This window comes from Thermosporothrix hazakensis (genome assembly GCF_003253565.1).
GTDB lineage: Bacteria > Chloroflexota > Ktedonobacteria > Ktedonobacterales > Ktedonobacteraceae > Thermosporothrix > Thermosporothrix hazakensis.
The window spans coordinates 96,172-120,204 of the sequence record NZ_QKUF01000001.1; the positions used below are offsets into that span (position 1 = coordinate 96,172).

At 55.6% G+C, this 24,033-nt stretch carries 18 protein-coding genes; 9 read left to right on the forward strand and 9 right to left on the reverse strand.

Translation table 11 applies throughout. The features are described 5' to 3' along the window. The first annotated feature begins 10 nt into the window (after positions 1 to 10). The 3 genes from EI42_RS00385 (at position 11) to EI42_RS00395 (ending at position 3,788) form a co-directional block, all read left to right on the forward strand. Entirely contained in the window at positions 11 to 820 is an 810-nt protein-coding gene (locus EI42_RS00385; protein WP_111317541.1) for an enoyl-CoA hydratase/isomerase family protein, read from the forward strand. Positions 821 to 823: 3 nt separating this feature from the next. After that, positions 824 to 2,803: an acetyl/propionyl/methylcrotonyl-CoA carboxylase subunit alpha gene (locus EI42_RS00390; RefSeq protein WP_111317543.1), complete on the forward strand. Its 1,980-nt coding sequence runs from the start codon at positions 824 to 826 to the stop codon at positions 2,801 to 2,803. Positions 2,804 to 2,876: 73 nt separating this feature from the next. Beyond that, on the forward strand, positions 2,877 to 3,788 hold the full coding sequence (locus EI42_RS00395) for an NAD(P)-dependent oxidoreductase (RefSeq protein ID WP_111317545.1): 912 nt from the start codon (positions 2,877 to 2,879) through the stop codon (positions 3,786 to 3,788). Positions 3,789 to 3,876: 88 nt separating this feature from the next. Here the strand turns inward: EI42_RS00395 and EI42_RS00400 are convergent, their stop codons facing one another. The 3 genes from EI42_RS00400 to EI42_RS00410 form a co-directional block, all read right to left on the reverse strand. Beyond that, positions 3,877 to 4,833 (reverse strand): site-2 protease family protein, encoded by a 957-nt coding sequence (locus tag EI42_RS00400; protein WP_111317547.1) that lies wholly within the window; start codon positions 4,831 to 4,833, stop codon positions 3,877 to 3,879. A 59-nt stretch (positions 4,834 to 4,892) separates the two neighbouring features. Then, positions 4,893 to 6,233 carry an Nramp family divalent metal transporter gene (locus tag EI42_RS00405; protein ID WP_111317549.1) on the reverse strand — a complete coding sequence of 447 codons (1,341 nt, stop codon included), beginning with the start codon at positions 6,231 to 6,233 and terminating at the stop codon, positions 4,893 to 4,895. Between the two features lie 141 nt (positions 6,234 to 6,374). Then, positions 6,375 to 7,616, reverse strand: a complete 1,242-nt coding sequence (locus tag EI42_RS00410) for a competence/damage-inducible protein A (RefSeq protein WP_170142249.1) — start codon at positions 7,614 to 7,616, stop codon at positions 6,375 to 6,377. Between the two features lie 319 nt (positions 7,617 to 7,935). Between EI42_RS00410 and EI42_RS00420 the strand changes: the two genes are divergently transcribed. From EI42_RS00420 to EI42_RS00430, 3 genes are all read left to right on the forward strand, one after another. Next, positions 7,936 to 12,609: an LAGLIDADG family homing endonuclease gene (locus tag EI42_RS00420; protein ID WP_170142250.1), complete on the forward strand. Its 4,674-nt coding sequence runs from the start codon at positions 7,936 to 7,938 to the stop codon at positions 12,607 to 12,609. A gap of 228 nt (positions 12,610 to 12,837) precedes the next feature. Further along, on the forward strand, positions 12,838 to 13,365 hold the full coding sequence (locus tag EI42_RS00425) for a hypothetical protein (RefSeq protein WP_111317553.1): 528 nt from the start codon (positions 12,838 to 12,840) through the stop codon (positions 13,363 to 13,365). Positions 13,366 to 13,490: 125 nt separating this feature from the next. Then, positions 13,491 to 14,135 (forward strand): mycothiol-dependent nitroreductase Rv2466c family protein, encoded by a 645-nt coding sequence (locus tag EI42_RS00430; protein WP_111317555.1) that lies wholly within the window; start codon positions 13,491 to 13,493, stop codon positions 14,133 to 14,135. A gap of 46 nt (positions 14,136 to 14,181) precedes the next feature. On the opposite strand, the gene EI42_RS00435 is transcribed toward EI42_RS00430, so the two are convergent. The 3 genes from EI42_RS00435 to larE form a co-directional block, all read right to left on the reverse strand. Further along, entirely contained in the window at positions 14,182 to 15,357 is a 1,176-nt protein-coding gene (locus EI42_RS00435) for an aminotransferase class I/II-fold pyridoxal phosphate-dependent enzyme (protein WP_111317557.1), read from the reverse strand. Between the two features lie 287 nt (positions 15,358 to 15,644). Beyond that, positions 15,645 to 16,796 carry a cysteine desulfurase NifS gene (gene nifS, locus EI42_RS00440; protein WP_111317559.1) on the reverse strand — a complete coding sequence of 384 codons (1,152 nt, stop codon included), beginning with the start codon at positions 16,794 to 16,796 and terminating at the stop codon, positions 15,645 to 15,647. A gap of 72 nt (positions 16,797 to 16,868) precedes the next feature. Then, a complete protein-coding gene (gene larE / locus EI42_RS00445) occupies positions 16,869 to 17,708 on the reverse strand; it encodes an ATP-dependent sacrificial sulfur transferase LarE (RefSeq protein ID WP_111317561.1) in 840 nt (279 codons plus the stop codon). Positions 17,709 to 17,835: 127 nt separating this feature from the next. Here larE and EI42_RS00450 point away from each other — a divergent pair, with 127 nt between their 5' ends. Both EI42_RS00450 and EI42_RS00455 read left to right on the forward strand, forming a co-directional pair. After that, positions 17,836 to 18,465, forward strand: coding sequence for a nucleotidyltransferase family protein (locus tag EI42_RS00450; RefSeq protein WP_170142251.1), 630 nt, complete (start codon positions 17,836 to 17,838; stop codon positions 18,463 to 18,465). Further along, on the forward strand, positions 18,465 to 18,839 hold the full coding sequence (locus EI42_RS00455; protein ID WP_111317563.1) for a tetratricopeptide repeat protein: 375 nt from the start codon (positions 18,465 to 18,467) through the stop codon (positions 18,837 to 18,839). The genes EI42_RS00450 and EI42_RS00455 overlap by 1 nt, the downstream gene beginning before the upstream one ends. Here EI42_RS00455 and EI42_RS00460 read toward each other — a convergent pair. Next, entirely contained in the window at positions 18,836 to 19,666 is an 831-nt protein-coding gene (locus EI42_RS00460) for a phosphatase PAP2 family protein (protein ID WP_111317565.1), read from the reverse strand. The two genes, EI42_RS00455 and EI42_RS00460, sit on opposite strands and share 4 nt — an antisense overlap. Positions 19,667 to 19,924: 258 nt before the next feature. Between EI42_RS00460 and EI42_RS00465 the strand changes: the two genes are divergently transcribed. Next, positions 19,925 to 22,738: an ABC transporter transmembrane domain-containing protein gene (locus tag EI42_RS00465; protein ID WP_137686082.1), complete on the forward strand. Its 2,814-nt coding sequence runs from the start codon at positions 19,925 to 19,927 to the stop codon at positions 22,736 to 22,738. Positions 22,739 to 22,756: 18 nt separating this feature from the next. On the opposite strand, the gene tmk is transcribed toward EI42_RS00465, so the two are convergent. Together tmk and dcd are read right to left on the reverse strand one after the other, a co-directional pair. Further along, positions 22,757 to 23,401: a dTMP kinase gene (tmk, locus tag EI42_RS00470; RefSeq protein ID WP_111317569.1), complete on the reverse strand. Its 645-nt coding sequence runs from the start codon at positions 23,399 to 23,401 to the stop codon at positions 22,757 to 22,759. Positions 23,402 to 23,403: 2 nt separating this feature from the next. Continuing rightward, the gene (gene dcd / locus EI42_RS00475; RefSeq protein ID WP_111317571.1) at positions 23,404 to 24,006 is read right to left on the reverse strand and encodes a dCTP deaminase; all 603 of its coding nucleotides are present in this window, start codon (positions 24,004 to 24,006) and stop codon (positions 23,404 to 23,406) included. Positions 24,007 to 24,033: the final 27 nt, after the last annotated feature.

Consider the following 24,033-nt stretch of genomic DNA (forward strand, 5'->3'; position numbering starts at 1 on the left):
AAGACAACGTATGGCAACCTACCGGCATATTACAGTGACGTATACGCATCAGGGCAGGGTGGCCGTTGTCACATTACAGCGCCCCGAAGTGCGCAACGCCTTCAACGCCGAAATGATGCAGGAGCTGATAGACGCCTTCCAGACGCTGCATCAGTCGTCACAACTGCACGCCGTCGTGCTGACCGGGGCCGGGCCAATCTTCTGCGCCGGAGCTGATATCCGGATGATGCAGGAATCGGTTCACTATAGCGAGGAACAGAACCGCGAAGATGCGCTCCGGCTCTCCGACCTGATGCGCGTCATCAATACCTGCCCCTGCCCGGTCGTGGGACGCGTGAGCGGGGCTGCGATGGGTGGCGGCGTCGGTCTGGTAGCAGTCTGTGATATCGTCATTGCCGCAGCCGACACGCGCTTCGCTCTGAGTGAGGTCAAGCTCGGTATCGCCCCCGCCGCGATCTCACCCTATGTCCTGCGCAAAATTGGCGAAACGCACGCCCGCGCCCTCTTCGTCACCGGGGAACGCTTCACCGCCGAACGCGCTCGTCAGATCGGGCTGGTGCACGTCGTTGTGCCAGCAGAGCAGCTTGATACCGCGCTGGAAAGCACGCTCAAAGAGCTCCTGAGCAGCGCCCCACAGGCTATGCGTGTCTGTAAGACGCTGGCAACAACGGTCGGGCAGATGCCCTCAGAGGAGGCCCGGGAATATACAGCCGCGACGATTGCCCGCCTGCGCACCAGCCCGGAAGGTCAGGAAGGGCTAACAGCATTTCTTGAGAAACGTACACCAAAGTGGACCATGCACGAAGAAGAGAAGATGTAAGTCATGTTCAACACCATTCTGATTGCGAATAGAGGCGAAATCGCGGTTCGGATCATGGCGACCTGCCGCGAAATGGGTATCCGCACCGTCGCGGTCTACTCAGAAGCGGATCGCCAGGCGCGCCATGTTCGCGAGGCCGACGAGGCGTACTGCATCGGAGCAGCGCCAGCCACGCAAAGCTATTTACGGATTGACGCGATTCTTGAGGCCGCCCGGGCCGCTGGCGCTGAGGCTATTCATCCCGGGTACGGCTTCCTCTCCGAAAACGCCGAGTTTGCCGAAGCGTGCGAGCGGGCAGGCATCGTCTTTATCGGCCCTCCCGCCGAGGCGATGCGCCTGATGGGCTCGAAAATCGCGGCAAAAGAGCTTGCACAGCGTGTCGGCGCACCAACCGTGCCCGGCTATAACGGAGCGGAACAGGACGACCAGACACTGCAACGCGAGGCCGAACGCATTGGTTTTCCTCTGCTTATCAAGGCCTCGGCAGGCGGCGGCGGCAAGGGGATGCGCATCGTTGAGAGCGCCGAGGAGTTTCTACCCCGGCTTGCCGGAGCCCGGCGTGAGGCGCTTGCGGCCTTCGGTGATGGTACTGTCTTTCTGGAAAAGCTGCTTGTGCGCCCACGTCATATCGAGATACAGGTGCTTGGCGATCGACACGGCAACCTGATCCATCTGGGTGAACGTGAATGCTCGATTCAGCGTCGCCATCAGAAGATTGTCGAGGAAAGCCCTTCCGTTGCCCTGACCCCGGAACTTCGCGCCGAGATGGGAGCGGCAGCGGTGCGCATTGCGAAGGCGGCGGGCTATATCAATGCAGGCACGCTTGAATTTATGCTGGATGAAGAGCAGCGCTTCTACTTCCTCGAAATGAATACGCGCCTTCAGGTCGAACACCCGGTCACCGAACTCGTCACGGGGCTTGATCTGGTGCGGCATCAGATTTTGATCGCTGCCGGTGAGCCGCTTGCCATCACACAGGAACAGATTGAGCCACGCGGCCACGCTATCGAGGTACGCCTGTACGCCGAAGATCCGGCGCAGAACTTCCTGCCCTCAACCGGCACGCTGGCCCTGTTCGCCGAACCGACAGGCCCGGGCATCCGGGTTGACAGCGGCGTCTCTAGCGGCGATGACATCAGCCAGTATTATGATCCTATGATTGCCAAACTCATCGCCTACGGGGAAAATCGTGCCGCAGCGCTTGCACGCCTGCGCACGGCTCTGGAGCGCTGCGCCGTCCTGGGTGTCACCACCAACCTGCCGCTTCTCTCTACCATTAGCAAGAACCAGGCTTTCCAGCAGGGACAGACCCACACCGGCTTTCTGGATGAACAGGGACTCCTTGAGCCCGCGCCACAGGCAGCGCTTCCCTTCCCGGTCCTTGCTGCGGCGGCGCTCTCCGAGATCGAGCAGCCCATCACAAAAGGCAACCCCTGGCAGACACAGGGCCCGTGGCGTCTACGAGATGAGTGGCGCGAGCTGAGCTACCAGCACGAAGAGCAGGACTATCGGGTGTCGCTGCGCCCGGCACTCCAACAGCCAAATGTGTGGGACATCGCCGTCAATGGAGATGAGCCGCGCTCTATCACTGCGCTCGCTGGATATGATACTCTAGTAGTGATACGCAGTGGCGCACAGCAAGAACGCCTGTATGTTGATTGCCAGCGAGACGCTATCAGCGTGGCCTACAGAGGGCAGGTCTACACGCTCCAGCGCCGTCAGCCCCCTGACATCGAGCACGCGCTACATGGCAGCAGCTCCGCGCATACGCAAAAGGCGCTCAAGGCTCCAATGGCAGGCACGATTATCAAGGTACAGATCGAGGAAGGCGCAACCGTCAAGGCAAATCAGGTGCTTGTCATCCTGACCGCGATGAAGATGGAGCATTCGATTATCGCCCCCTACGAGGGACGCGTGCAACGCATTCACTGCAAAGAAGGTTCCGTCGTCACGGGCGGCTCCATTCTGGTTGAGATGGAATAAGCCACAGCGAGCATGCAGATCAGGAAGCGCTCTGCATGCTCACCTACTCTATTTTCAGGAGAGATCGCTTACCATGCAGATAGGTTTTATCGGTATCGGCGTCATGGGACGGCCCATGACCCTCAATTTGCTCAAGGCCGGGCACCAGGTCACGATTTATGCGCGTCATCCCGAAAAGCCCGAAGTGCAGGAAGTACTTCAGGCAGGCGCGAAGCAAGCTCCCTCACCTCGTGCCGTCGCGATGGCTTCAGAGGTCATGATTACGATGCTGCCCAATTCGCAGCAGGTCGAAGAGGTCGTCAGTGGGTCACAGGGCTTGCTCGAAGGCGCTCGCAAGGATACTATCATCATCGACATGAGTACCATTGCCCCGACAACCAGTCGCAACCTCTACGCGCTCGCGCAGGAGAAAGGCGTACACTTTCTGGATGCACCGGTCAGCGGCGGCTCACAGGGAGCCGTTCAGGGCACCCTCTCAATTATGGTCGGCGGAGAACGCGAGATCTTTGAACGCGCTCTGCCCGTCTTTGAGGCAATGGGCAAAAAAGAGAATATCTTCTACGTTGGGCCAAGTGGCTCGGGCGAGGTCGTGAAGATCCTGAACAATATGCTCTGTGGCACGATTGCCGCCGCTTCCGCCGAGGCGCTGGTGCTTGGCACAAAGGCCGGGGTAGACCTCGACATGATGACCCGCATTATCGGTGTCAGCACGGGCGCAAACTGGCAGCTTGCCAATCAGTTCCCCATGCGAGCCTTCAACGGCAGCTTCGAGCCCGGCTTTATGACCGACCTGTTACATAAAGATCTCGGTCTGGCGCTCGATCTGGCCGCCACCTATGAGACTCCCGTTGCGATGACAGCACTTGCACGCCAGCTCTACGAGATGACCCGCGCCTCTGGCTATGGCAAAAAAGACTACACCTCCTACCTGAAAGTGCTTGAGCAGATGACCGGGGTCGAGGTTCGCAACAAAGAGCAACAATAACATCCCGTTCTAGAAAGCAAAGGCATGGACCTCACATGAGAATCCATGCCTTTCGATATATTCAACTGATCGCCTCTAGAGAGCGATATCAATAAGGCAAAATCATAGCGTGTGCCATTGACATGCCCAGGTAGAGGACCGCAGCCAGCCCGAAGTATAGCACGCTGATAAGAATGCGTGAGCTCAAAGGCACCGCATAATATGACTCGCGATACGCCTGCTCTTCGGGCGTCTGTGCCTTGCCACCTCGTGCAAAGAACTGCCCGGCTGCCATCAAGACGATCACTAGCAGCCAGAATGACGGGTTCCCATGAAACCACTGCCAGATCTGGACCGCCAGCAGGCCAACAAAGCCCAGTACCCAGATCCGCTTATCAATCGCGGCCACCACACGTCCCCCATCCAGCGGCACCACAGGCAGCAGATTGAACAGATTCAGGAAGAAGCCGAAGTATGCAAGCGCCGCCCACAGAGAGCCCGACTCGGGTTGCCACTGCGCGATCAACAGACACACTCCCGCCGAAATCGCGCCCGCGACCGGTCCGGCAATACCTACCTCCGCCTCGTCCTTCGCATTGCGCGGCATCTCTTTCATGATCACCGCCGCGCCAAGCATCGGTACAAAGATCATCGGGCCAATCGGAATCCCCTTGATCTTCATAGCGACAGCATGTCCCATCTCATGGATAAAGAGCAGCGCCACCAACCCCGCGGCAAATTGCCAGCCATAGGCAATCGAATAGATCGCGATGGAGGCCACCGCAGAGAGCCCGGCCCACCCGAATTTCAAGAGGAAAGCCAGTCCCTTAAACTTCAGCAGCCAGGCCCCCACAGAGAGTATGGCAGCTCCCAGGCCAAGAATTCCCCCCCTTTTCTGGCCTCCTTCCGCCGCTGGTTGCTGCTCTTTCACGGGCTCGGCGGTATAGCCCTCCATACATTGCGGACCACGATACTCCTGCATCTCCTGCGGAGGATACGACGACTCCTGATAATAGTCAGGGCGCGTGTAATCCGGCTGCTGCTCCGGAGTATTCTGATAATACACAATGATCCTCTTTTCTACCGCCATATGTCACAGGAAACATCGGCCCTGTGGCTCTGGTCTTAGCCAAGATGAAACAGCGGTGCAAGCAAGGGCCAGATGCTATTGACCCACATCAGTACAACGATCATAAGCGTGATTAAGATAACAGTCGCCCAACAGATAATATTAAAGACGATACCATTCACACGCCGCCCCATCAACCGACGATTATTCACCAACAGGATAATAAAGACCAGCAGAATCGGCAACATCGCCGCATTCACGCTCTGCAAGAACAGCAGCACCTGAATCAATGGTAGTCCCGGGATCAGCGTCACAATCACGCCAAGAATAATGAGACCGGTAAAGATACTCTGGAAGACCGGCGCTTCCTTAAAACTTCGCGAGACACCGCGCTCAAAGCCAAACGCCTCACAGATAGCGTACGAAGTGGAAAGCGGCAAGACCGCCGCCGCCAGCAGCGAGGCACCGAAAAGACCCACACCAAACAGGATGGTAGCATAGGGGCCTGCGAAATCCTTCAGGGCCAGAGCCGCATCAAGCGCCGTCTCAACCGGGGTGTTCGGGTACAGGGTAGCCCCCGTGGTCACAACCACAAAGCAGGCGATCAGAACCGCAAACGCGGTACCACTATACACGTCAACCTGTTCATAAAAATATTCACCGGCATGAATGCCCTTATCGGCGACCGACGCCTGTACAAAGAACTGCATATATGGGCTGATCGTCGTACCGACTAGCGCTACCGCCGCCAGTAGATACGCGGAATTCCCGCTCAACGTGGGCAACACCAGTTCGCGTCCGACCGCACTCCAATCGGGATGCGCCGCAAACGCAGCCGGGATATAGGCCAGAAACCCCAGAGACATCACCAGAAAGATCTTCTCAACCCGGCGATACGACCCCTTGATTACCAGCCACCAGAGCGCGATTGCTGCTACCGGCACTACAACATAGACCCAGGGCGTATGTGGGTCATTAAAAAGCACCTGCACACTCATCGCGATACCCATAAACTCGGATATCGTCACACCTGTATTCGCGATCAGAAGCGCCAGCATGGCAAGCGCCGCCCATCGCACGCCAAACTGTTCACGGATCAGGTCAGCCAGTCCCTTTCCGGTCACAGCCCCCATACGAGCACACATTTCCTGCACAATCGCCAGACAGATTCCCGCAAGGACCAGCGCCCAGAGCAGCGCATAGCCGAAGCTAGCTCCCGATGTCGAGAACGTCGCAATACCACCGGCGTCATTTCCGGCATTTGCCGCAATCAAGCCGGGGCCAAGTACAGTCAGTAGCTTATAGAGAGGAGAAGAACGAAAACGTGACCGCGCATGCTTCTTTCGTTCAGCGCGGTCGCTTTTCGTCTGCTTATCCTTTTGCCGCCATATCTTCATAGGCCGTTCATCAGGGCAAAGCGTCCTAAACGCTCCTCCCCATCCCCCTTGCTTCGTGATCTTTGCATCTGATCTTATCATCCCCACTCGGGCGGTACAAGAGCAGACCCGGTTAATTCTCTCCATGCTCTTCGGAGGGAATTATTGTACTGTCACCACTCCTTCCAATGTTCGACGCAGCAGATCAAGCGCCGAAAGGGCCGCCAGCCTCTTACTGTCTTTGCGTCCGGTTCGCCAACCGGGGCCCATACTGGTCGCGACACCCTCCGGTCCCTCTACGGCAATATAGACCGTTCCAACCGGATTATCATCAACAGGATCAGGGCCAGCCACACCTGTGATTCCGATACCAAACGAGGTCCCAAGCTGAACCCGCACTGCATGCGCCATCGCCCGTGCTGTCTCCTCGCTCACCACCCCGTACTTCTCGATAACGGCCCGAGGCACCCCCATCTGTACCTTGAGATCGGTGCTATAGGTCACAAGACCGCCAATAAAGTGACGCGAGCTGGTAGGAACATCTGTAATCATGCTGGAAAGCAGCCCACCAGTCAATGACTCCATCACACCGAGCGTCTGTTGTCGCGCCTGCAACAACCCTCCGACAACACTTGCCAGCGTATCATTATCAATGCCAAAGACATGCGAGCCGAGCACCTGCCGCGCCTGTAGCTCCATCTCTGAGACCAGCTTTTCCGCTGCTTCAGCAGTAGTAGCCTTCGCACTGATGCGCACATCAACGGCATCTTCTTTTGCATAGGTTGCGACCGTTGGATTGGTGCTGGTCGTCAGCTTGCCGAGCGCCTCTTCTACATTGGATTCGCCCATACCATAGACACGCAAAATCCGCGTGAAGAGAGTCGCCCCCAGATGCGGCTTCAGACGTGGTAGGGCCTCCTCTTCCCACATACGATACATCTCGCGGGGAACCCCCGGCATCGCGATCAGGATACGCCCATCCTTCTGGACAAACCAGCCAGGAGCCGTGCCGACAGGGTTTGGTAGCGCCTGCGCAGACGGAATGAGCGTCGCCTGCTTCACGTTCCGCTCAGGCATGGGCCGATTAGAGCCGTGAAAATGAGCTCGCAGCGTCCGCTCAAGCTCGTGGTCAACCTGCATGGTTTCGCCGAGCAGCGTACTGATCGCCTCACGTGTCAGGTCATCCTCGGTCGGTCCCAGGCCACCGGTCATCACAATCAGATCGGAGCGCTCCCAGGCTCGTTTCAGCGTCTCAACCATGCGTTTGAGGTTATCACCCACCTGCGAGACAAAAAACAGATCAATACCCACGGTCGCCAGACTCCGGGCAAGATATGTTGCATTGGTATCAGTGATATGTCCTAATAAGAGTTCAGTTCCACAAGAAATGATTTCCGCCCGCATAACAGCCCTCCAGAAAGAATAGAATCGAGCGAGAGAGAGAACATCAAATAGGGCCTGAAGCCCCATTCCACCGCCTCGCGCTTTTATCATACCATATACCTGTGCTGTAGCGCTTACAACACAATATATTGTGCTGACATGTTAAAATATTACTATATCTTGTGAAAAGGGCTTGTTTTTGGCAGGCGCGAAGAGTATACTGAGGGGCGTTGCACCGAAAACATCCGACCTGAGTTCGTAACGATACATTCTGACGACACCTGTTTGCAAGCTTAGCAGATCAAAGGTCGTCAGGTCTGGTAAAAGGAGCTTTCATTTTATGGTACATCAGCAGGAGCGCCCGATCCAGCAGTCACCTCAGACGAAACTTGAAGGCATTCGGCAGAAAGTCTTCATGGACCGCTATGCCCTGAAAGGCTCATCTGGCGAGCCCATTGAGCAGGCCCCTGAAGAGATGTGGGCCCGTGTTGCCCGTGGCATTGCAGCCGTTGAACAGACGGAAGAAAAACGCCAGGAGTGGGAGCAGAAATTCTATGACGTCCTCAAAGATTTCCAGTTCGTTCCCGGCGGACGCATTCTGGCAGGCGCTGGCACAGGGCACGAGGTAACAGCATATAACTGCATGCCTCCCGATCAAGAAATTTTGACCGCAGAAGGCTATAAACCCATCGCACAGGTAGCCATAGGTGATCTGGTTGTCACCCATCGCAACCGATTACGCTCCGTTCTCCATAAATTTGAGCGCGAAGCAGCAGAGCCGCTCTATATCATTCGTCCCGCAAAGATCGGCTATGATGATCTACGCGTCACAGGAGAACACAAAGTTTACGCCATCCGCTCTGAATGGGTTCACAAGCACAAATCGAGAGACGGATTGCACCTGCAACATGAACCGGCCTGGATTCCGGCCAAAGAGCTAAAACCCGGCGATTTTCTTGCTGCTGCCTACAACAGTGAAGAACAAAGCCCCGAGCCTCTTTACATCCATGAGTATGCTACAGGCTATAGCGTAGAGGATGGAAAGCTCTTCAAAGCAACGACGCACGGCCATCATGGAGATATATCAGATGGGGATACCCGTTACAAGCTCAACGATCGGCTGGAACTCGATGAGGACTTATGCTACCTCTTTGGCCGCTGGCTTGGGAATGGCAGCATCACGCATCACACAGGAACAGATATTCCATCCGGCATTCAGTTTGTCTTTGGTCTTGATGAACAAAAAGAAGCGGAAGAGATCGCACGTATTATTGTTGCTAAATTTGGTATTGAAGGCTCAATAAAGCTCAGCACTACTGAACGCTGGTATGACCTCCGGGTCAGCTCAATGCCACTGGGAGAGTTCTTCAAGGCTCTTTTCGGAGGTTATAGCTATAAGAAGCATATCCCATCCTGGCTGATGCAGATGCCCGCCCATCTCACCACAAAACTGCTTCACGGGCTCTTTAGTGCCGATGGCTCCATTTCTTCACGAAACAGAAGCGGCCTCGGCCTCGCGAATCGTGTACTTACAGCACAAGTTCATCAATTGCTCCTGAGACTGGGTTATCTGTTTTCAATTCGCGAGAACACGCAGCGCTCAGGGCGTGTACCAACCTATCGGCTGCATGCCACAGTCAATGAGTGTGCTCCTCTCTTTCAAGCATTTTTCGGGCAACAAGCGCCATCATCCGATATCGATCTTACATTCTCCATTGACTATGATGGTCTCAAATGGGTAAGGATCAATGAAATCGCAATTGAGGAATACGAAGGAACAGTCATAGACATCGAGGTCGAAGAAGACCATTCGTTCGTCTCAGCGGGTGTCGTTGTCTCAAACTGTTTCGTGATCCCTCAGCCGGAGGATAGCCGCCAGGGCATTCTTGATAACCTCAAGCTCATGACCGAGATCATGGCTCGCGGCGGTGGTGTGGGCATTAACCTTTCCAGCTTGCGCCCGCGTGGTTCCTATATCAAGACCGTGAACGGGACCGCCTCTGGACCGTGTTCATGGGCCCAACTCTACTCTGTTGCCACAGGAGATGTCATTCAGCAAGGCGGAAGCAGGCGCGGGGCGTTAATGCTCATGCTGGATGACAACCACCCGGATATTGAAGAGTTCATTACCGTCAAAAAAACCCCGGGACTGATCGAGCATGCCAACCTCTCAGTTGCTGTCTCCGATGCGTTTATGCAGGCCGTGCGCGATGACGCTGATTGGCATCTGGTCTGGCAGGGCGAGGTCAAGAAGACGGTCAAGGCCCGCTATCTGTGGGACCTGATCTGCACCTCGGCCTGGGAATCTGCTGAGCCCGGCGTGGTCTTCATGGACCGCTACAACAAAGAATCGAATACATGGTACTTCGAGAACATCCGCTGCGTTAATCCATGCGTGACAGGGGATACGCTGATCTATACAGACAAAGGTCTCATCAGCGCGAAAGAACTGGCAGAGCAAGGCCTTCCAGTTACAGTGGTATCGCCAAATGTGACCATCGAAGAACTGGCACTGGCAGGACGCCCCCATACAGAGGCCCGCGTCACCCACAAACCTGGTAGAACGCTGCGGCAAGCCAGCCATGTCTTTGAGACCGGAGTGAAACCCGTTTATCGTTTGCAGACAAAAGAAGGCTATTCTTTGCGCCTTACCCGCGATCATAAGGTACTTACTTCTACCGGATGGAAGGAAGCTGGTCAACTGACCCCTCAAGATAGCATTGTTCTTCTGCATAGTGAAGGAGCCTTCGGACATAGTGGCAATGAAGATCTCGGGCTTGTCCTTGGCTGGCTGATTGGAGATGGCTATATCAACACGAAGCGGCAGGGTAGTGCAGTGCTTTCCTTCTTTGGCCCGGAGCGAGCAATAGCACCTCGTTTCGCAGAAGCTGTCAATCGCCTTGTCACTGATCGCCAGAACGTTCGTGAATACCCTGTTAGTGTCATTGATATCACATCCCATAACGAGGTTCGCATTGAATCCGCCCGCCTGCTACGCCTGATTGACCCTGAACTACTACATGAGAAGCTTCAGGTTCCCTCTTCGGTCCTGAAAGGGAAACGAGAGATGCAAAAGGGCTTCCTCTCAGCTCTCTTTACAGCAGATGGCTCGGTGCAGGGATCAATTGCCAAAGGATTGAGCGTTCGCCTGACTTCTTGCAGCGAACAGTTGTTACAGGGTGTCCAACGCGTCCTGCTGAACTTTGGCATCTACTCACGCATCTATAAGAATCAGCGTACGACCCGAGCACGCATGTTGCCAGATGGGAAAGGGAACCAGGTAGCTTATAACTGTCAGGCATACCACGAACTGGTAATTAGCAAGGGCAGCCTGCGAACTTTCGCCGATCACATCGGCTTCCTTACCGACGAGAAGCAGCAGCAACTGGAGCAAACACTTGCCAGTTACACCAGCGGCCCATATCAGGAAGCGTTTCTCGCCACATTTGAAAGCCTGATCCCTGATGGCGAAGAAATTGTCTACGATCTGACCGAACCCGAAATGCATCTTTTTACAGCAAATGGTATTATATGCCATAATTGTGGTGAACAAGGCCTGCCGCCTTTCGGCGTTTGTAATCTTGGAGCGCTGAACCTCTCAACGTTCGTCGAAAATGGCAAGATGAACTACGAGCGCCTGGCTGAAACAGCAAAGGTGGCGATCCGCTTCCTGGATAACGTCATTGATTCGACCCACTACTTCTTAGAGGAGAACCGAAAAGCGCAGCAGGAAGGAACACGCCGCACCGGTCTCGGCACGATGGGTCTGGCTGATGCGCTGATTAAAATGAAGATCGCCTACGGCAGCGAAGAATCTCTGCCCGTCATCGAGAAGATCTATCAGACCATCCGCGACGCCTCCTATGAGGCCTCAACCGAGATTGCGGAGGAAAAAGGTCCCTTTGGCAAGTTCGACCGCGAGAAGTATATGCAGGGTCGCTTTATCAAGCGGCTGCCAAAAGCCATTCAGGAGCGCATCAAGCAGCACGGTATTCGCAACGGTGTACTACTGACTCAGGCACCTACCGGCACCACAAGCCTGCTTGCAGGCGTCAGTTCCGGCATTGAACCGGTCTACGACTTCGCCATGATCCGACGTGACCGCACCGGAGAACATATTCTCTACCATCCGCTCCTGCAAGAGTGGCGTGATAAACACCCGAATAAGCCAACTCCGGGCTACTTTGTCTCGTCGAAAGACCTCTCGCCGGAAGAACATGTGCGGGTTCAGGCAATCATTCAGAAGTACACCGATTCCAGCATCAGCAAGACGGTCAACGCGCCCAATGATCATACCATCGATCAGGTGCGCAAGCTCTACCAGCTCGCCTACGATATGGGCTGTAAAGGTGTCACCTACTATCGTGATGGCTCACGTGATGCCGTGCTGACCCGCCTCGAAGACGAGAAAAAGACAGCCATCAAAGAGGTCGAGGAAGTTATTGCCTCTACCCCGATGATCGAGCCTGTGACCTCGATTCAGCAGGGCATCAAACAGCGCCCCGAGGTCATCAACGGCTATACACGACAGGTTCGCGCACCGGAAGGCAAGGTCAACATCACAATCAATAGCGACGACCAGGGACCATTCGAGGTCTTTGTAAACGTCGGCAAGGCAGGAAGCGATATCGCGGCCCTCTCGGAGGCGCTCGGTCGCCTGATCTCGCTGACACTGCAAATCCTCAGCCCGCTCTCACAGGTTGACCGTGCCAAAGCAATCGCAGAGCAGCTTCGCGGTATCGGAGGCAGTCGCACCGTCGGTTTCGGTCCGCAGCAGGTTCGCTCACTACCCGACGCCGTTGCCCGGGCGCTCGAAACCCATATCGAAGAGCTCAGCCGCCAGAACGGTGAGCATTCGGCGGAAGAGCCGCAACCCGAGATCGAGACACCGCAATCCTCCTCGTTCGAGATCACCAATCTCACCGGGAACATCTGCCCGCAGTGTGGCAGTAACGCGATGGTCTATGAAGAAGGCTGCCGCAAGTGCTATAGCTGCGGTCACAGCGAGTGTTAGCCATTTTTTCCGCAATCTCCTGAGAGTGCTCCTCTCGGGAGGTTGCTCCCTCTTCCATCCTACAAAATCCCTTCCTGTTTCTTCGCCTCCACAAGCCATCTTGAGCGATTTTTGAGGAACCAGCATAATGCTTTGAGCTCCCATTGAGGTGTAATATATTACTATACTCTATAGAGAACCATCCACTCAGGTAACACCCGCTTTTGTAAGAACTGGATAGGGAAGAAGATGAAAACACTACTGTTACCGTTCCTACATGATATCGATGTAGGCGCTATCGATCAGGGGTTTGCCCTCGCACGTCATCTTGATTGTCGGTTGGTGGCGCTCTCACTGGTACACCGACCCGAGGACGGAGTGATTCGGCTGGAAGTCATTCAGCAATCAAAGGATTTTCTTGAGTTCCTCTATCGACGTTCCAGGCACTTTCAGATACCACTACAACGCATTGAGTTGCACACACCGAGTCCCCTCAGTAGCATTCGTGCCCTGGCAAGCGAGCTCAATAACGCCAGTATCCTCCTCTTTATGCGCAATGAGAAAGGGGTGCTCCTCGATACAGATACTATTCTGGCCGTGTTGCAGGATCTTCGGTTGCATTTTTATCTCGTGCTGCTCCATAATAAACACGAGGTCATCACAATGCCTCAGGCCGTGCTGAATCTCCTTCAGGATTCCCGCCAGAGCAAAGTGACGCTCACCATCGCCACACAGCAGCCTGTACCACAACCAGAGCTTCCCACCACCCGATATTGAACGGAGTTCGCGGTCATCTGCTTGACACCTCTCCTGGCAACATCGTATGCTGAAATCGAGCTCACTTCCCGAATTGAAGTGCTTGACGATATCGCATAAGGAATGACAGGAGAGCAATTGTAGATATGACCACGAATGTAGCACACGTTCAATTCCACTTTGACCCCCTCTGCCCATTTGCGTGGCGCACCGCCCTATGGATTCGTAACGCCCGTAAGGTACGCCCGATAGAGGTTACATGGCGTTTCTTCAGCCTGGAAGTCGTGAACCGAGCGCCAGATACAGAACCAGATTACGTCAACGGCGCGGGTTGGACGGCTCTACGCACGCTCGCAATGGTCCGTCGCCTTCATGGAAACGAGGGTGTGGAGAAGCTCTATATTGCCCTGGGAAATGCTGCCCACGGTCGCGGGAAACAGCTTGATCGCGGGACCGTCGAGGAAGCCGTTGAAGAGGCAGGTCTGGCGGAGAGAACAGGCGGCTCGTATTTTGTCACCTCTGCTCTGGCCTCCGAAGAAACGATTCTGGATGTGCTGAAAGACCATGAAGAAGCCGCCCAGCGCTATCACGCCTTCGGCGTCCCGACGATCGCCCTCGACGGCTCCGATGTCGGATTCTATGGCCCGGTCATTCAAAACGTACCGAAGGGCGATGAGGCGGGTGAGCTCTGGGACTTTACTGCATGGGCCCTGAAATATCCCAACCTCTTCGAGCTCAAGCGAGATCGAAGCTTTGTTCCTTCGTGGGATCGTATCAGCGCCGAGGACTAACAGCGACGCTTCGGGAGCGGCGCAAGAACCGCTCCCGCTTTTCTGCTCACCGCTGGTACTTCTGCACAAAGCGCTCTATACGTCTGAGGGCCTCTTCCAGCTTGTCATAAGCCGTGCAATAGGCGCAGCGGACATACCCCCTGCCCGCCGCACCGAACGAGCTTCCAGGCACAACTGCAACCTGTTCCTCAAAGAGCAGCTTTTCCGCGAACTCTTCGTCGCTCATACCGATATGGCCGATATAGGGGAAGGCATAGAAGGCACCCTTTGGCTCGCAGCACTTCAGGCCAAGTCGATTGAGTCCGTCAACAAACATGCGTCCACGGCGCTCATACTCGTCATGCATCTGGATAACATCTTCTTCACCATTGCGCAGCGCTTCAATAGCCGCTTCCTGGGGAGCCGTTCCGGCGCACATAATGGTGTACTGGTGGATCTTCAGCATGGCTTCCAGAATAAAAGCCGGAGCCGCCACATAGCCAACGCGCCAGCCAGTCATAGCATAGGCCTTCGAGAAGCCGTCAAGCAGAACTGTGCGCTCACGCATCCCGGGCAACGAGGCAATGCTGACATACTCAGTACCATAGACGAGACGGCTATAAACCTCATCGGAAGCCACCAGTAAATCATGCTCAATTGCCAGCTTCGCGATCTTCTCCAACTCTTCACGCGGAATCACAGCCCCGGTAGGATTATTGGGGTTGCCAAGCAGAATCATCTTCGTTTGCGGCGTAATCGCCTTCGCGATATCTTCAGCTCGGATCGCAAATTGATGCTCGGCGTACGTGGGCACAGGCACCGCCACACCACCGGCGAAGGTAATATCCGCCTCGTACGCAACATAGCCGGGATCTGGCGCAATCACTTCATCGCCCGGATTAATCAACGTACGCATCGCCAGATCAACGCCCTCGCTGACGCCAACCGTGACCAGCAGCTCCGTCGCCGGGTCATAGGACACACCATAGCGGCGCTGCAACATCGCGCTGATCTCCTGCCGCAGCTCAATCATGCCGTAATTGGAGGTATATTGTGTGCGTCCCTCGGCAATAGACCGGATGCCAGCCTGCCGAATGTGTTCAGGGGTGACAAAATCCGGCTCACCAACGCCAAGCGAAATAACTTCCGGCATCGTATTTATGATATCGAAGAATTTTCTGATTCCAGATGGTTTCACCTGACGCACTCGCTGCGCCAGCACTTCACGTTTCAGCGTATCCATATCCACTCGGTTTCTTCCTTTCGTTAGGGCCTGGAGGCCTGCTTGCACTGATACAACTTACGGTGTTGTCACATACAAACTACGACTTTGTAGCCAGAAAATGCGATACAACCACCTTCCACCTGGTGCCTCACAAGCACTACGCACAATGTACCATACTTTCCTATCGACTACAATCAGCCAATCCGATATATTTCACCCGCCAATATGAACCCAAAATAGAGACCAAAAAAGCAGCGACCGCGCACCCGGTGTACGCGGTCATCTCATACCTCATTGCGATCACGCTATAAAGCCAGACTTCGCACCTTCTCGACAATCTCGGGAAGGACTGTCAGCACCTTCTCAACATCCTCTTCGGTGTTGTCCTTGCCCAGTGTCAGGCGCAGACTGCCCCGTGACCATTCGTCCGAAATGCCCATCGCTACCAGGACATGCGATGGATCGACCACCCCGGAGGTACAGGCTGAACCGGTGGAAGCAGCGATGCCGTGCATATCCAGACTCAGCAGGATCGATTCGCCCTCGACGCCCCGAAAACAGAAGCTTGCATTGTTCGCCAGACGCTCGGTTGGGTGGCCAGTCAGCCGCGCGTCGGGGATGCGAAGCACACCCTCGATCAGTCGATCGCGCAACGCCTGCATCCGTTCGACTGCCTGCGGAAATTCACGCTGTGCCAGCTCAAACGCCGTCGCAGCTCCTACGATCCCGGCCACATTCTCGGTTCCGGCACGGCGGCCACGCTCCTGTGAGCCTCCCTGCAACTGCGGCAGAATGCGCACACCCTGACGGACATAGAGAATACCCACACCCTTCGGGCCATAGAACTTGTGTGCCGAAAGCGATAGCATATCCACGTTCAGGGCATGCACATCCAGTGGTAACAATCCCCCGGCCTGCACAGCATCAACATGGAACGCCACTTTGTGCGCACGACAGATCCGCCCGATCTCCGCAATCGGTTGGATGGTTCCCACCTCGTTGTTCGCGTACATCACCGAAACAAGGATCGTCTCATCGGTGATCGCGCGCTCAACATCCTCAGGGTTCACTCGTCCATACTCATCAACTGGCAGATAGGTCGTCTGAAAGCCAAAGCGCTCCAGATAATGACAGGTGTGAAGCACGGCGTGATGCTCTATCGGCGTCGTAATAATATGTTTGCCCTTCTTCTGTGCGGCAAACGCCAGCCCCTTCAAGGCGAGATTATCGCTTTCGGAGCCACACCCGACAAAGGCAATTTCCGCCGCGCGACAGTTCAATAGCTCGGCGACCTGTTCTCGTGAATGATCAATTGCTTGCATCGCATGCCGGCCCAGTGTATAAATACTGCTGGCGTTGCCATACTCGGTTGTCAGATATGGCATCATCGCCTCCAGGACCCGCCGATCCAGGGCAGTTGTTGCGGCATGATCGAGGTAGATAATACGCTCTGGCATAGTCTATTCCTGATGAAAAACTCTCTGACCTGGTGTCATTCTTACACCAACCCACATTATACCATAAACGGCTCAAACGGATTCTCGCTTGCGGAAGAAGGCCTCGTTCATGCTGCCCGTGCGATATCCTTGAAGATCAACCGTGACATAGAGGTAGCCAATCTGCCGTAACTCCTGCGTCACACGGCGGCTGATTTCCTCATCAATCAGGCGCGGGATCTCCGAGCGCTCGACCTCGATGCGCGCCAGCTTCTCATGATGACGCACGCGTACCTGCTTGAACCCCAGTTCATGCAACACCTTTTCCGCCCGATAGATCATGCGTAGCGAGGCCACATCGACCTTCTGCCCGTAGGCGATTCGCGACGAGAAGCAGGCCATCGCAGGCTTATTCCAGACCGGCACATTCAACCATTTCGCGACCGCTCGAATCTCCTGCTTGCCCATCCCAGCTTCTTTCAGGGGACCACGCACGCCAAACTCACGCGCCGCCCGCTGCCCGGGGCGAAAGTCACCCAGATCATCCCGATTCAGGCCATAGGCGATATAGCGCAGGTTTCGCTCCCGGGCAATCGGTTCCAGTCGCGTAAACAGCTCGGTCTTGCAGAAGTAGCAACGCAGCACTGTATTCTCGGTGTAGCGCTCGTCCTCAAGTTCGTGGGTTTCGATCTGGAGCAGCGGAACCCCCATCTGCCGCGCGACCTCGATAGCCGCCTGTGTCTCCTCGGGCCCGTAGGCAGGAGAGGCTGCGATCACGCCTAGCGCCCGCTCCCCGAGTACATCATGCGCCACTTTCAGCAGCAGGGCGCTATCAACCCCACCTGAATAGGCCACCAGCACAGAGCCCATCTCGCGCAAAATGGCCCGCAGGTGCTCATATTTTGCCTGTGTCTCGGCGTCCAATCTTTCCATTCTCCCGGCTCCTGCGAGAAATTTTCTCGTTTCTTTTCAGAATAAACACATAGAGATGCATCTGTCCATCACAATATGCTATAACTCTCTTATTGAGCAATCACGAAGCGAAAGGGACAAGCGTTGTATGTCTACATCCATAGCTGCCGTGATTCTGGCAGCAGGCACATCCAGCCGAATGAGGGCAGGCCAGCACAAACTGTTGCTTCCGCTCGGCGAGCAGCCGGTGCTCGCGCATGTGCTTCGGGCAGTGCTCGCGTCCCGGGCTCGCCCGGTCGTCCTGGTACTTGGCTACCAGGCGCAGCGCATCAAGGAACAGCTTGCACTTTCCCACCCTGATCTGATCGCAGTGGAAAATCCGGCCTATCAGGAGGGAATGAGCACCTCACTGCATGCCGGGCTGCATGCCCTTGAACCGTATCCCGTTGAGGGCGCATGCATTGTCCTGGGAGATCAGCCATTGCTTTCTGCGTCGATTCTGGATACACTTATCGCAGAAAAGCGTACGACTGGCAAGCGCATTATTGCCCCACTCTATGAGGGCAGACGCGGCAATCCAGTCCTCTTTGATGCCAGTCTCTTTCCAGAGCTGCTGTGCGTTCGCGGAGACGAGGGCGGGCGGCAGGTCATTGCCCGGCATGCGGATGAAGTCGCGACTATCGAAGCAGGCACGATCGAGACGGCCACCGACGTCGACACCTGGGAAGCCTATCAACAGGTCGTGACGCTCTGGAATACCAACGACAGGGAATCCTGATGCAAGAAGATACCAAGAAAAAGCAGGCTGCATTCTGGCTCGAATACAGCCAGCATCTTTCCAACGCGATTCGCTATGTCGAGGCACTCTCTGCCGCGGAGAAAGCGGTTGCTCTCGACCCGACAAACACTGAGGCATGGTATGTCAAAGGCACATGCCTTGCGATGCTCAAACGCCAGCAGGAGGCGCTGGCAGACTTCGAGCATGCGCTGAGCCTGAACCCAACCTATGTCCCGGCATGGGACGGCAAAGCCTGGGTGCTCGGCATTCTGGGACGCAAAGCGGAGGCGCTCGCCGCGATCAATCGCGCATTGGAGCTTGACCCCGACTACTTTGCCGCCCAGAAACGCAAGGAACGCCTGGAAGCGCTCTAGACCTTTGCGGGCCGCCGCCAGAGCAGCAGGCCCCCGATCGCCGCACAGGCCGCCGCCGCGCCGAGCAGATACCCGGCCAGCGTGTCGGTCAAAACATGATTGCCGATATAGAACTGCATAAAGCCACCGAAAAAGGCCAGAAACAGGAAGCATCCCGCCAGCAGCTCACGCAGCACAGGCACACGCAGGTGCTTCCAGCAGAGCCAGCAGGCGATCAGGCCAAGAAACATCCAGCGCAAGGCATGCCCGCTCGGATAGCCGCTCTCGCCGGTTATATCTTCGGGTGGTAGTTTGGAAAGATCATCCATCGGTAGGGGCATCTGAGCCACATCGCGGGCCCAACTGGCCTTCTCAGCGATTGGCGCGGGAATCTCGTTCCAGAAACCAAGCGCGGTCTTCACCTCGACGATCTTCGGCTGACCATACATCTGGGGACAGGCCAGCGTGGTAAGGCCGGAACGGAGGGCTGATGGCATAGTAAATTCAAAGGCCAGCTTCCCGGCAACCTCAAAACCCATAGCCACGGCCAGCAAAAAGACCAGCAGAATCACAACGCGCTTACGATACCCGAGGAGCCAGCACAGCCCGCCAAGCAGCACTGTGAACAGGAGGCTGACCGGAAAAACCCCGGCCCGCCGCCACTCCCAGAAGAGGCAGTCAATCCGCGTCGCCGGGCGAAGCAGCCATTGCTGTTCCAGCCGCAGCACCGGCGTGTGAAAGACCCCCGCAGCATACAGAGCGGTACAGAGGAGGAAAAGCAGAAAGAGGATCACTGCCGCCAGAAACCATCTATATGCAGGGACGCGTGCTTTTTGTGCTCTATTCATTCACCTGTTTACCTGTTTCAATGGAATTGTCGCTCATCTCTCGATGACGCATCCCTTCAGATTCACGTTTTCCCGAAAGGACGCATGGAACTCTCTGATATCTACGAACAAGTACAGACAGAAAGCACACAAAAGTAGCAAAAATATCCCATTTGCCGGTAGCGTCAGACAACCATTCTGGCATCTGGAATCGTACACTGTTAAAGGGAGCACTCCCTTTTATGTGGCTGTTTCACCAACTCATTGGAGATCATTGAAATGTTGGACAGTAACAGGAAGCGAAAAACGCCGGAAAGCAAACCGGGTCGCCATAGTTTTACGCATCTCCTGAGCTTTGCAAAACCGTACTGGTGGCAACTGGTCATTGTCCTGTTTGCGACCTTCCTGATCAGCGGCTTACAAATGCTCTACCCCGCCATTCTGGGTAAGGTGATTGATAGCGTGCTGGCCCGAGATTTAACCGGGCTCAAGCATCTGATCTATCTGCTGCTCGGGCTGACCGCTATTGTCACCGTGATAAGCCTCGGACAAGTCCTGCTCAGCCTGACGTTGAGCGAAAAAGTGGTCATCGATCTGCGCACCACGCTCTATGAACACCTGCTCAAGCTGCCGCTTCGCTTCTTTCATGAGCACCATAGCGGCGAGTTGATCAGCAGGTTGACCAACGATGTCAGCACGATTCGTACCGCGATTACATCCAATATAACGGGTATGCTGCGGAACCTGATTACCGTGCTTTTCGGCGTGGCATTGCTCCTGATCGGCCCTGACCTTATTCTCACCCAGGTCAGGCGCTTCAATCTGACCATCCCGACAACCGATACCAGTAACCTGCTCCCGGTTCTGGGGATGGTCGCGCTGTTCTTTGTGCCCGGGCTGCTGCTCGCACTGCTGACCGGCGGCTTTCAGCGCAGGCAGAGTAAACGTGAATATGAGCTACTCGCTACCACCATCGAGGCCGCAAAGGAAGCCATCAGCAACGCAAAGATCGTGAAGGCCTTTACCCGCGAGGAACACGAGCTGCGGCGCTATCATCGCCTGACCGAGCTCCAGTTTGCGCAGACCAAAAAGCGCATCTATTTGAGCTCGTTTGTGCAAACCCTCTCCGGGGCTCTGGTGTGGGCCGGTCTGATCGCGTTTCTCTGGTACAGTGGTATTGCCATTCTTCACGGCACGCTGACCCTGGGGGCGCTGCTGATGGTCATCTTCTATTTCATGACGCTGATCTCGCCTCTGATCGGCATTTTTACAAACTATAATCAGCTTCAGGTCGCGCTAGGCGCCAGTGAACGTGCCTTCGAGCTCCTTGAACAGCCCATCAGTATCGCCGACGCCCCCAATGCGGCCCCGCTGCCTCCAGTTCAAGGCGAGATTCGCTTCGAGAAGGTGACATTTGGCTATATCCCGGAGCAGCCGGTACTGCAAGAACTCACCTTTGAGGTCCAGCCGGGCAAGATGGTCGCCCTGGTCGGCCCCAGTGGCGCAGGCAAAACAACCATCACGAATCTGATTCCGCGCTTCTTCGATATCCAGAGCGGACGCATTACCATTGACGGGCATGATATCCGTGATGTTCAGCTCAAGACGCTGCGCGAACAGATCAGCATGGTACAGCAAGAACCGGTCCTCTTTAACACAACCATCCGGGACAATATCGCCTATGGGCGCCTCAACGCCACGCAGGAGGAGATCGAGGCCGCCGCGCAGGCCGCCAACGCCGCTGAATTTATCGAGCAATTGCCAGATGCCTACTATACGGTGGTTGGGGAAGATGGCGTGAAGCTCTCAGCCGGGCAGCGCCAGCGTATCGCGATTGCCAGGGCTATTCTGCGCAACACGCCCATCCTGATTCTGGATGAGGCCACCAGCGCCCTCGACAACGAGAGCGAGCGTCTGGTACAGGAAGCGCTGGCCCGCCTGATGAAGGAACGCACCACACTTGTTATTGCCCATCGCCTCAGCACGGTAATGCACGCTGATACCATTCTGGTGATCGACAAGGGCCAGATCGTCGAACAGGGGACCCATCAAGAACTGATTGCACGGAGCGGGTTGTACTATCGACTCTACACGACGAATCTGGAAGGTGATCTCTACAATATCCCAACAACGCCCATCCCGGAGCGCAATGAAAGTATTTTCGATCAGCCGGATAAGTATCTTCCCTTGAGCATCGAAGGCTGTACCACCTTGATACAGAACCGCTTCCCGGAGCTGGAAATTCATCATGTTACGCCGGTTCCCCTCGGGACCGACAACACCACCATCGAGATTAATGATGAACTGATCTTCCGTGTGCCCAGAAGCCCGGACACGATCGAGCAGTTGTTAATCGAGATGCGTCTGTTGCCAGCATTAGAAACGGCGCTCAGCGTGCAGGTGCCCCATTTTGAATACGTCTGGCCGGGCAATCCGCTTGCCTGCGGTGGCTATCGCAAGATTCGGGGCGTTCCGCTTTCCGAGAAAAAGATCACACCAGAGCTGCTGGCATCGCTGGTTCCCGACCTGACCACATTCTTTAACCAGTTGCACAGTTTCTCGCCAGAGCGTGCAATGGAGCTCGGGGTACTGGGCGGCGATCCGCAATGGTGGCGACAGCTCTATCAGCAGCGCTACCAGCCCATTCGCGAGTGTGTTTTTCCCTTGCTGCCGCCCGAGATTCGCCAGCGTGCCCGCCAGCTCTGGGAGCGCTTCCTGACCGATGATGAGAACTTCCTGTTCGAGCCGGTCTTGCTGCACTGTGACGTGCGGAAGGAACATATCATTTATGATGATATCAAGCAGCGCGTCGCGGGGGTCATTGATTGGGGAGATGTCATTATTGGCGATCCCGCACGCGACTTTATGGACCTTGCCACCCAGTTTGGCTACAACTTTGTGGCGGCCTTGCTGGAAGAGTACAGCGGGATCATTGACAACCGCTTCTGGCAACGCCTGCACTTCTATCAACAGTACGATCCCTATTCGGCAGCTCTCTGGGCGCTACAAGACCAGAATGAAGCGCGCCTGATGGAATGTCTGGCTCAGATCGAAGCGGCCATCTCTGATGTCACGATCGAGAGCGTCAACTAAGGGTAGCCTGCAAAACGGCTACCCCTCATTCTGTTGTAGCAGCGGCTCGATCAGCGCAATGATATGCGCATGAACCACGTCGGGAGGCAACGAGGCATCAATCACCTTGATACGCTCGGGATGCGCCTGTGCCAGCGCGAGGAAGGCAGAGCGCAACGTCCGGTGAAATGCCTCCTCCGCCTGATCGAAATGCGTGCGATGCGCCCGGTCTTTGCCCTCGGCAGTGCGACTGTGTACCTTTGCCGGATCAAGATCGAGCAGAATCGTGAGATCAGGTACACGGCCTCCCATCGCCAGCAACGAAAGCCGCCTGATCAGATCTGTTCCCAGGCCACGTGCAGCCCCCTGATAGACCATACTGGAATCAAAGCAGCGATCAGTCAGAACGAGCTTCCCGGCGTCCAGGGCAGGCACAATCACCGTGGCGAAATGCTGTGCCCGGTCGGCCTGAAAGAGAAAGGCTTCTGCAAGCGGGGTAACATGCAGATCGGCCCGTTCCAGCAGCAAACGCCGGATCTCGACCCCGAGCGGCGTTCCTCCCGGTTCCCGGGTACGCAGAAAATCAACTCCGCGCTGCTCAAGCCAGTGATGGAGAAGCTGCAACTGGGTTGTTTTGCCAGCGCCATCAAGGCCCTCAAAAGAGATGAACAGCCCTTTTCTCACCCTTATTTCCCTCTATCGGTGCGATAAATATCGTAGTCCCAGTCAAAATAGGGTTTCGGCAGCATATCTTCCGGGGTCCATTCGGCAAGCTCGCGACCGGCCTTGCCATATTTTCCCCTATACTCTTTGAGCGTCTCGCCGACATACTCAAATGTCAACTGACAGATACGAAAACCAACCGGAACATAGATTGTGGTCTGGGTGTGGTTGCTGATTTCCATCGTCCAGCGCCCGATATAGCCCACATCACCCACACCAGCACAGCGACAGACGGACAGCCCCGAGCGAGCCACGGTGCTGCGCGAGTACATTTTCGCCAGGAAACCATTGTGCCCGCCGATAATCTCCTGTGTGTGGGCCAGAATCGTCGTGCCCGGCCGAATGGCAATCTTTCCATTTTGAGCCTTGCGCGGCTCGCCCCAGTAGCGGCGAATCTCTTCGGGGTTATCGAGATGCATGACCTCCACGTTTGCATCTCCTTGAAAATACCACTCACCCAGGCGACAATCATACGAGTTTGTGCCTAGATGCCGTTCGTTAAAAGGCTCTATCACAATATTCCCGTTCTTCATTTCTTCGAGAATACGCTTATCAGATAATAACATAGTGTCTCCAAGCTTTGTATCAGTTGT

What these genes read in the sequence shown, in the direction of transcription:
- EI42_RS00385 (WP_111317541.1), top strand. Translation starts at nt 11, where the DNA reads ATGGCAACCTACCGGCATATTACAGTGACGTATACGCATCAGGGCAGG.
- EI42_RS00390 (WP_111317543.1), top strand. Translation starts at nt 824, where the DNA reads ATGTTCAACACCATTCTGATTGCGAATAGAGGCGAAATCGCGGTTCGG.
- EI42_RS00395 (WP_111317545.1), top strand. Translation starts at nt 2,877, where the DNA reads ATGCAGATAGGTTTTATCGGTATCGGCGTCATGGGACGGCCCATGACC.
- EI42_RS00405 (WP_111317549.1), bottom strand. Translation starts at nt 6,233, where the DNA reads ATGAAGATATGGCGGCAAAAGGATAAGCAGACGAAAAGCGACCGCGCT.
- EI42_RS00410 (WP_170142249.1), bottom strand. Translation starts at nt 7,616, where the DNA reads ATGCGGGCGGAAATCATTTCTTGTGGAACTGAACTCTTATTAGGACAT.
- EI42_RS00420 (WP_170142250.1), top strand. Translation starts at nt 7,936, where the DNA reads ATGGTACATCAGCAGGAGCGCCCGATCCAGCAGTCACCTCAGACGAAA.
- EI42_RS00425 (WP_111317553.1), top strand. Translation starts at nt 12,838, where the DNA reads ATGAAAACACTACTGTTACCGTTCCTACATGATATCGATGTAGGCGCT.
- EI42_RS00430 (WP_111317555.1), top strand. Translation starts at nt 13,491, where the DNA reads ATGACCACGAATGTAGCACACGTTCAATTCCACTTTGACCCCCTCTGC.
- EI42_RS00435 (WP_111317557.1), bottom strand. Translation starts at nt 15,357, where the DNA reads ATGGATACGCTGAAACGTGAAGTGCTGGCGCAGCGAGTGCGTCAGGTG.
- nifS (WP_111317559.1), bottom strand. Translation starts at nt 16,796, where the DNA reads ATGCCAGAGCGTATTATCTACCTCGATCATGCCGCAACAACTGCCCTG.
- larE (WP_111317561.1), bottom strand. Translation starts at nt 17,708, where the DNA reads ATGGAAAGATTGGACGCCGAGACACAGGCAAAATATGAGCACCTGCGG.
- EI42_RS00450 (WP_170142251.1), top strand. Translation starts at nt 17,836, where the DNA reads ATGTCTACATCCATAGCTGCCGTGATTCTGGCAGCAGGCACATCCAGC.
- EI42_RS00455 (WP_111317563.1), top strand. Translation starts at nt 18,465, where the DNA reads ATGCAAGAAGATACCAAGAAAAAGCAGGCTGCATTCTGGCTCGAATAC.
- EI42_RS00460 (WP_111317565.1), bottom strand. Translation starts at nt 19,666, where the DNA reads ATGAATAGAGCACAAAAAGCACGCGTCCCTGCATATAGATGGTTTCTG.
- EI42_RS00465 (WP_137686082.1), top strand. Translation starts at nt 19,925, where the DNA reads ATGTTGGACAGTAACAGGAAGCGAAAAACGCCGGAAAGCAAACCGGGT.
- dcd (WP_111317571.1), bottom strand. Translation starts at nt 24,006, where the DNA reads ATGTTATTATCTGATAAGCGTATTCTCGAAGAAATGAAGAACGGGAAT.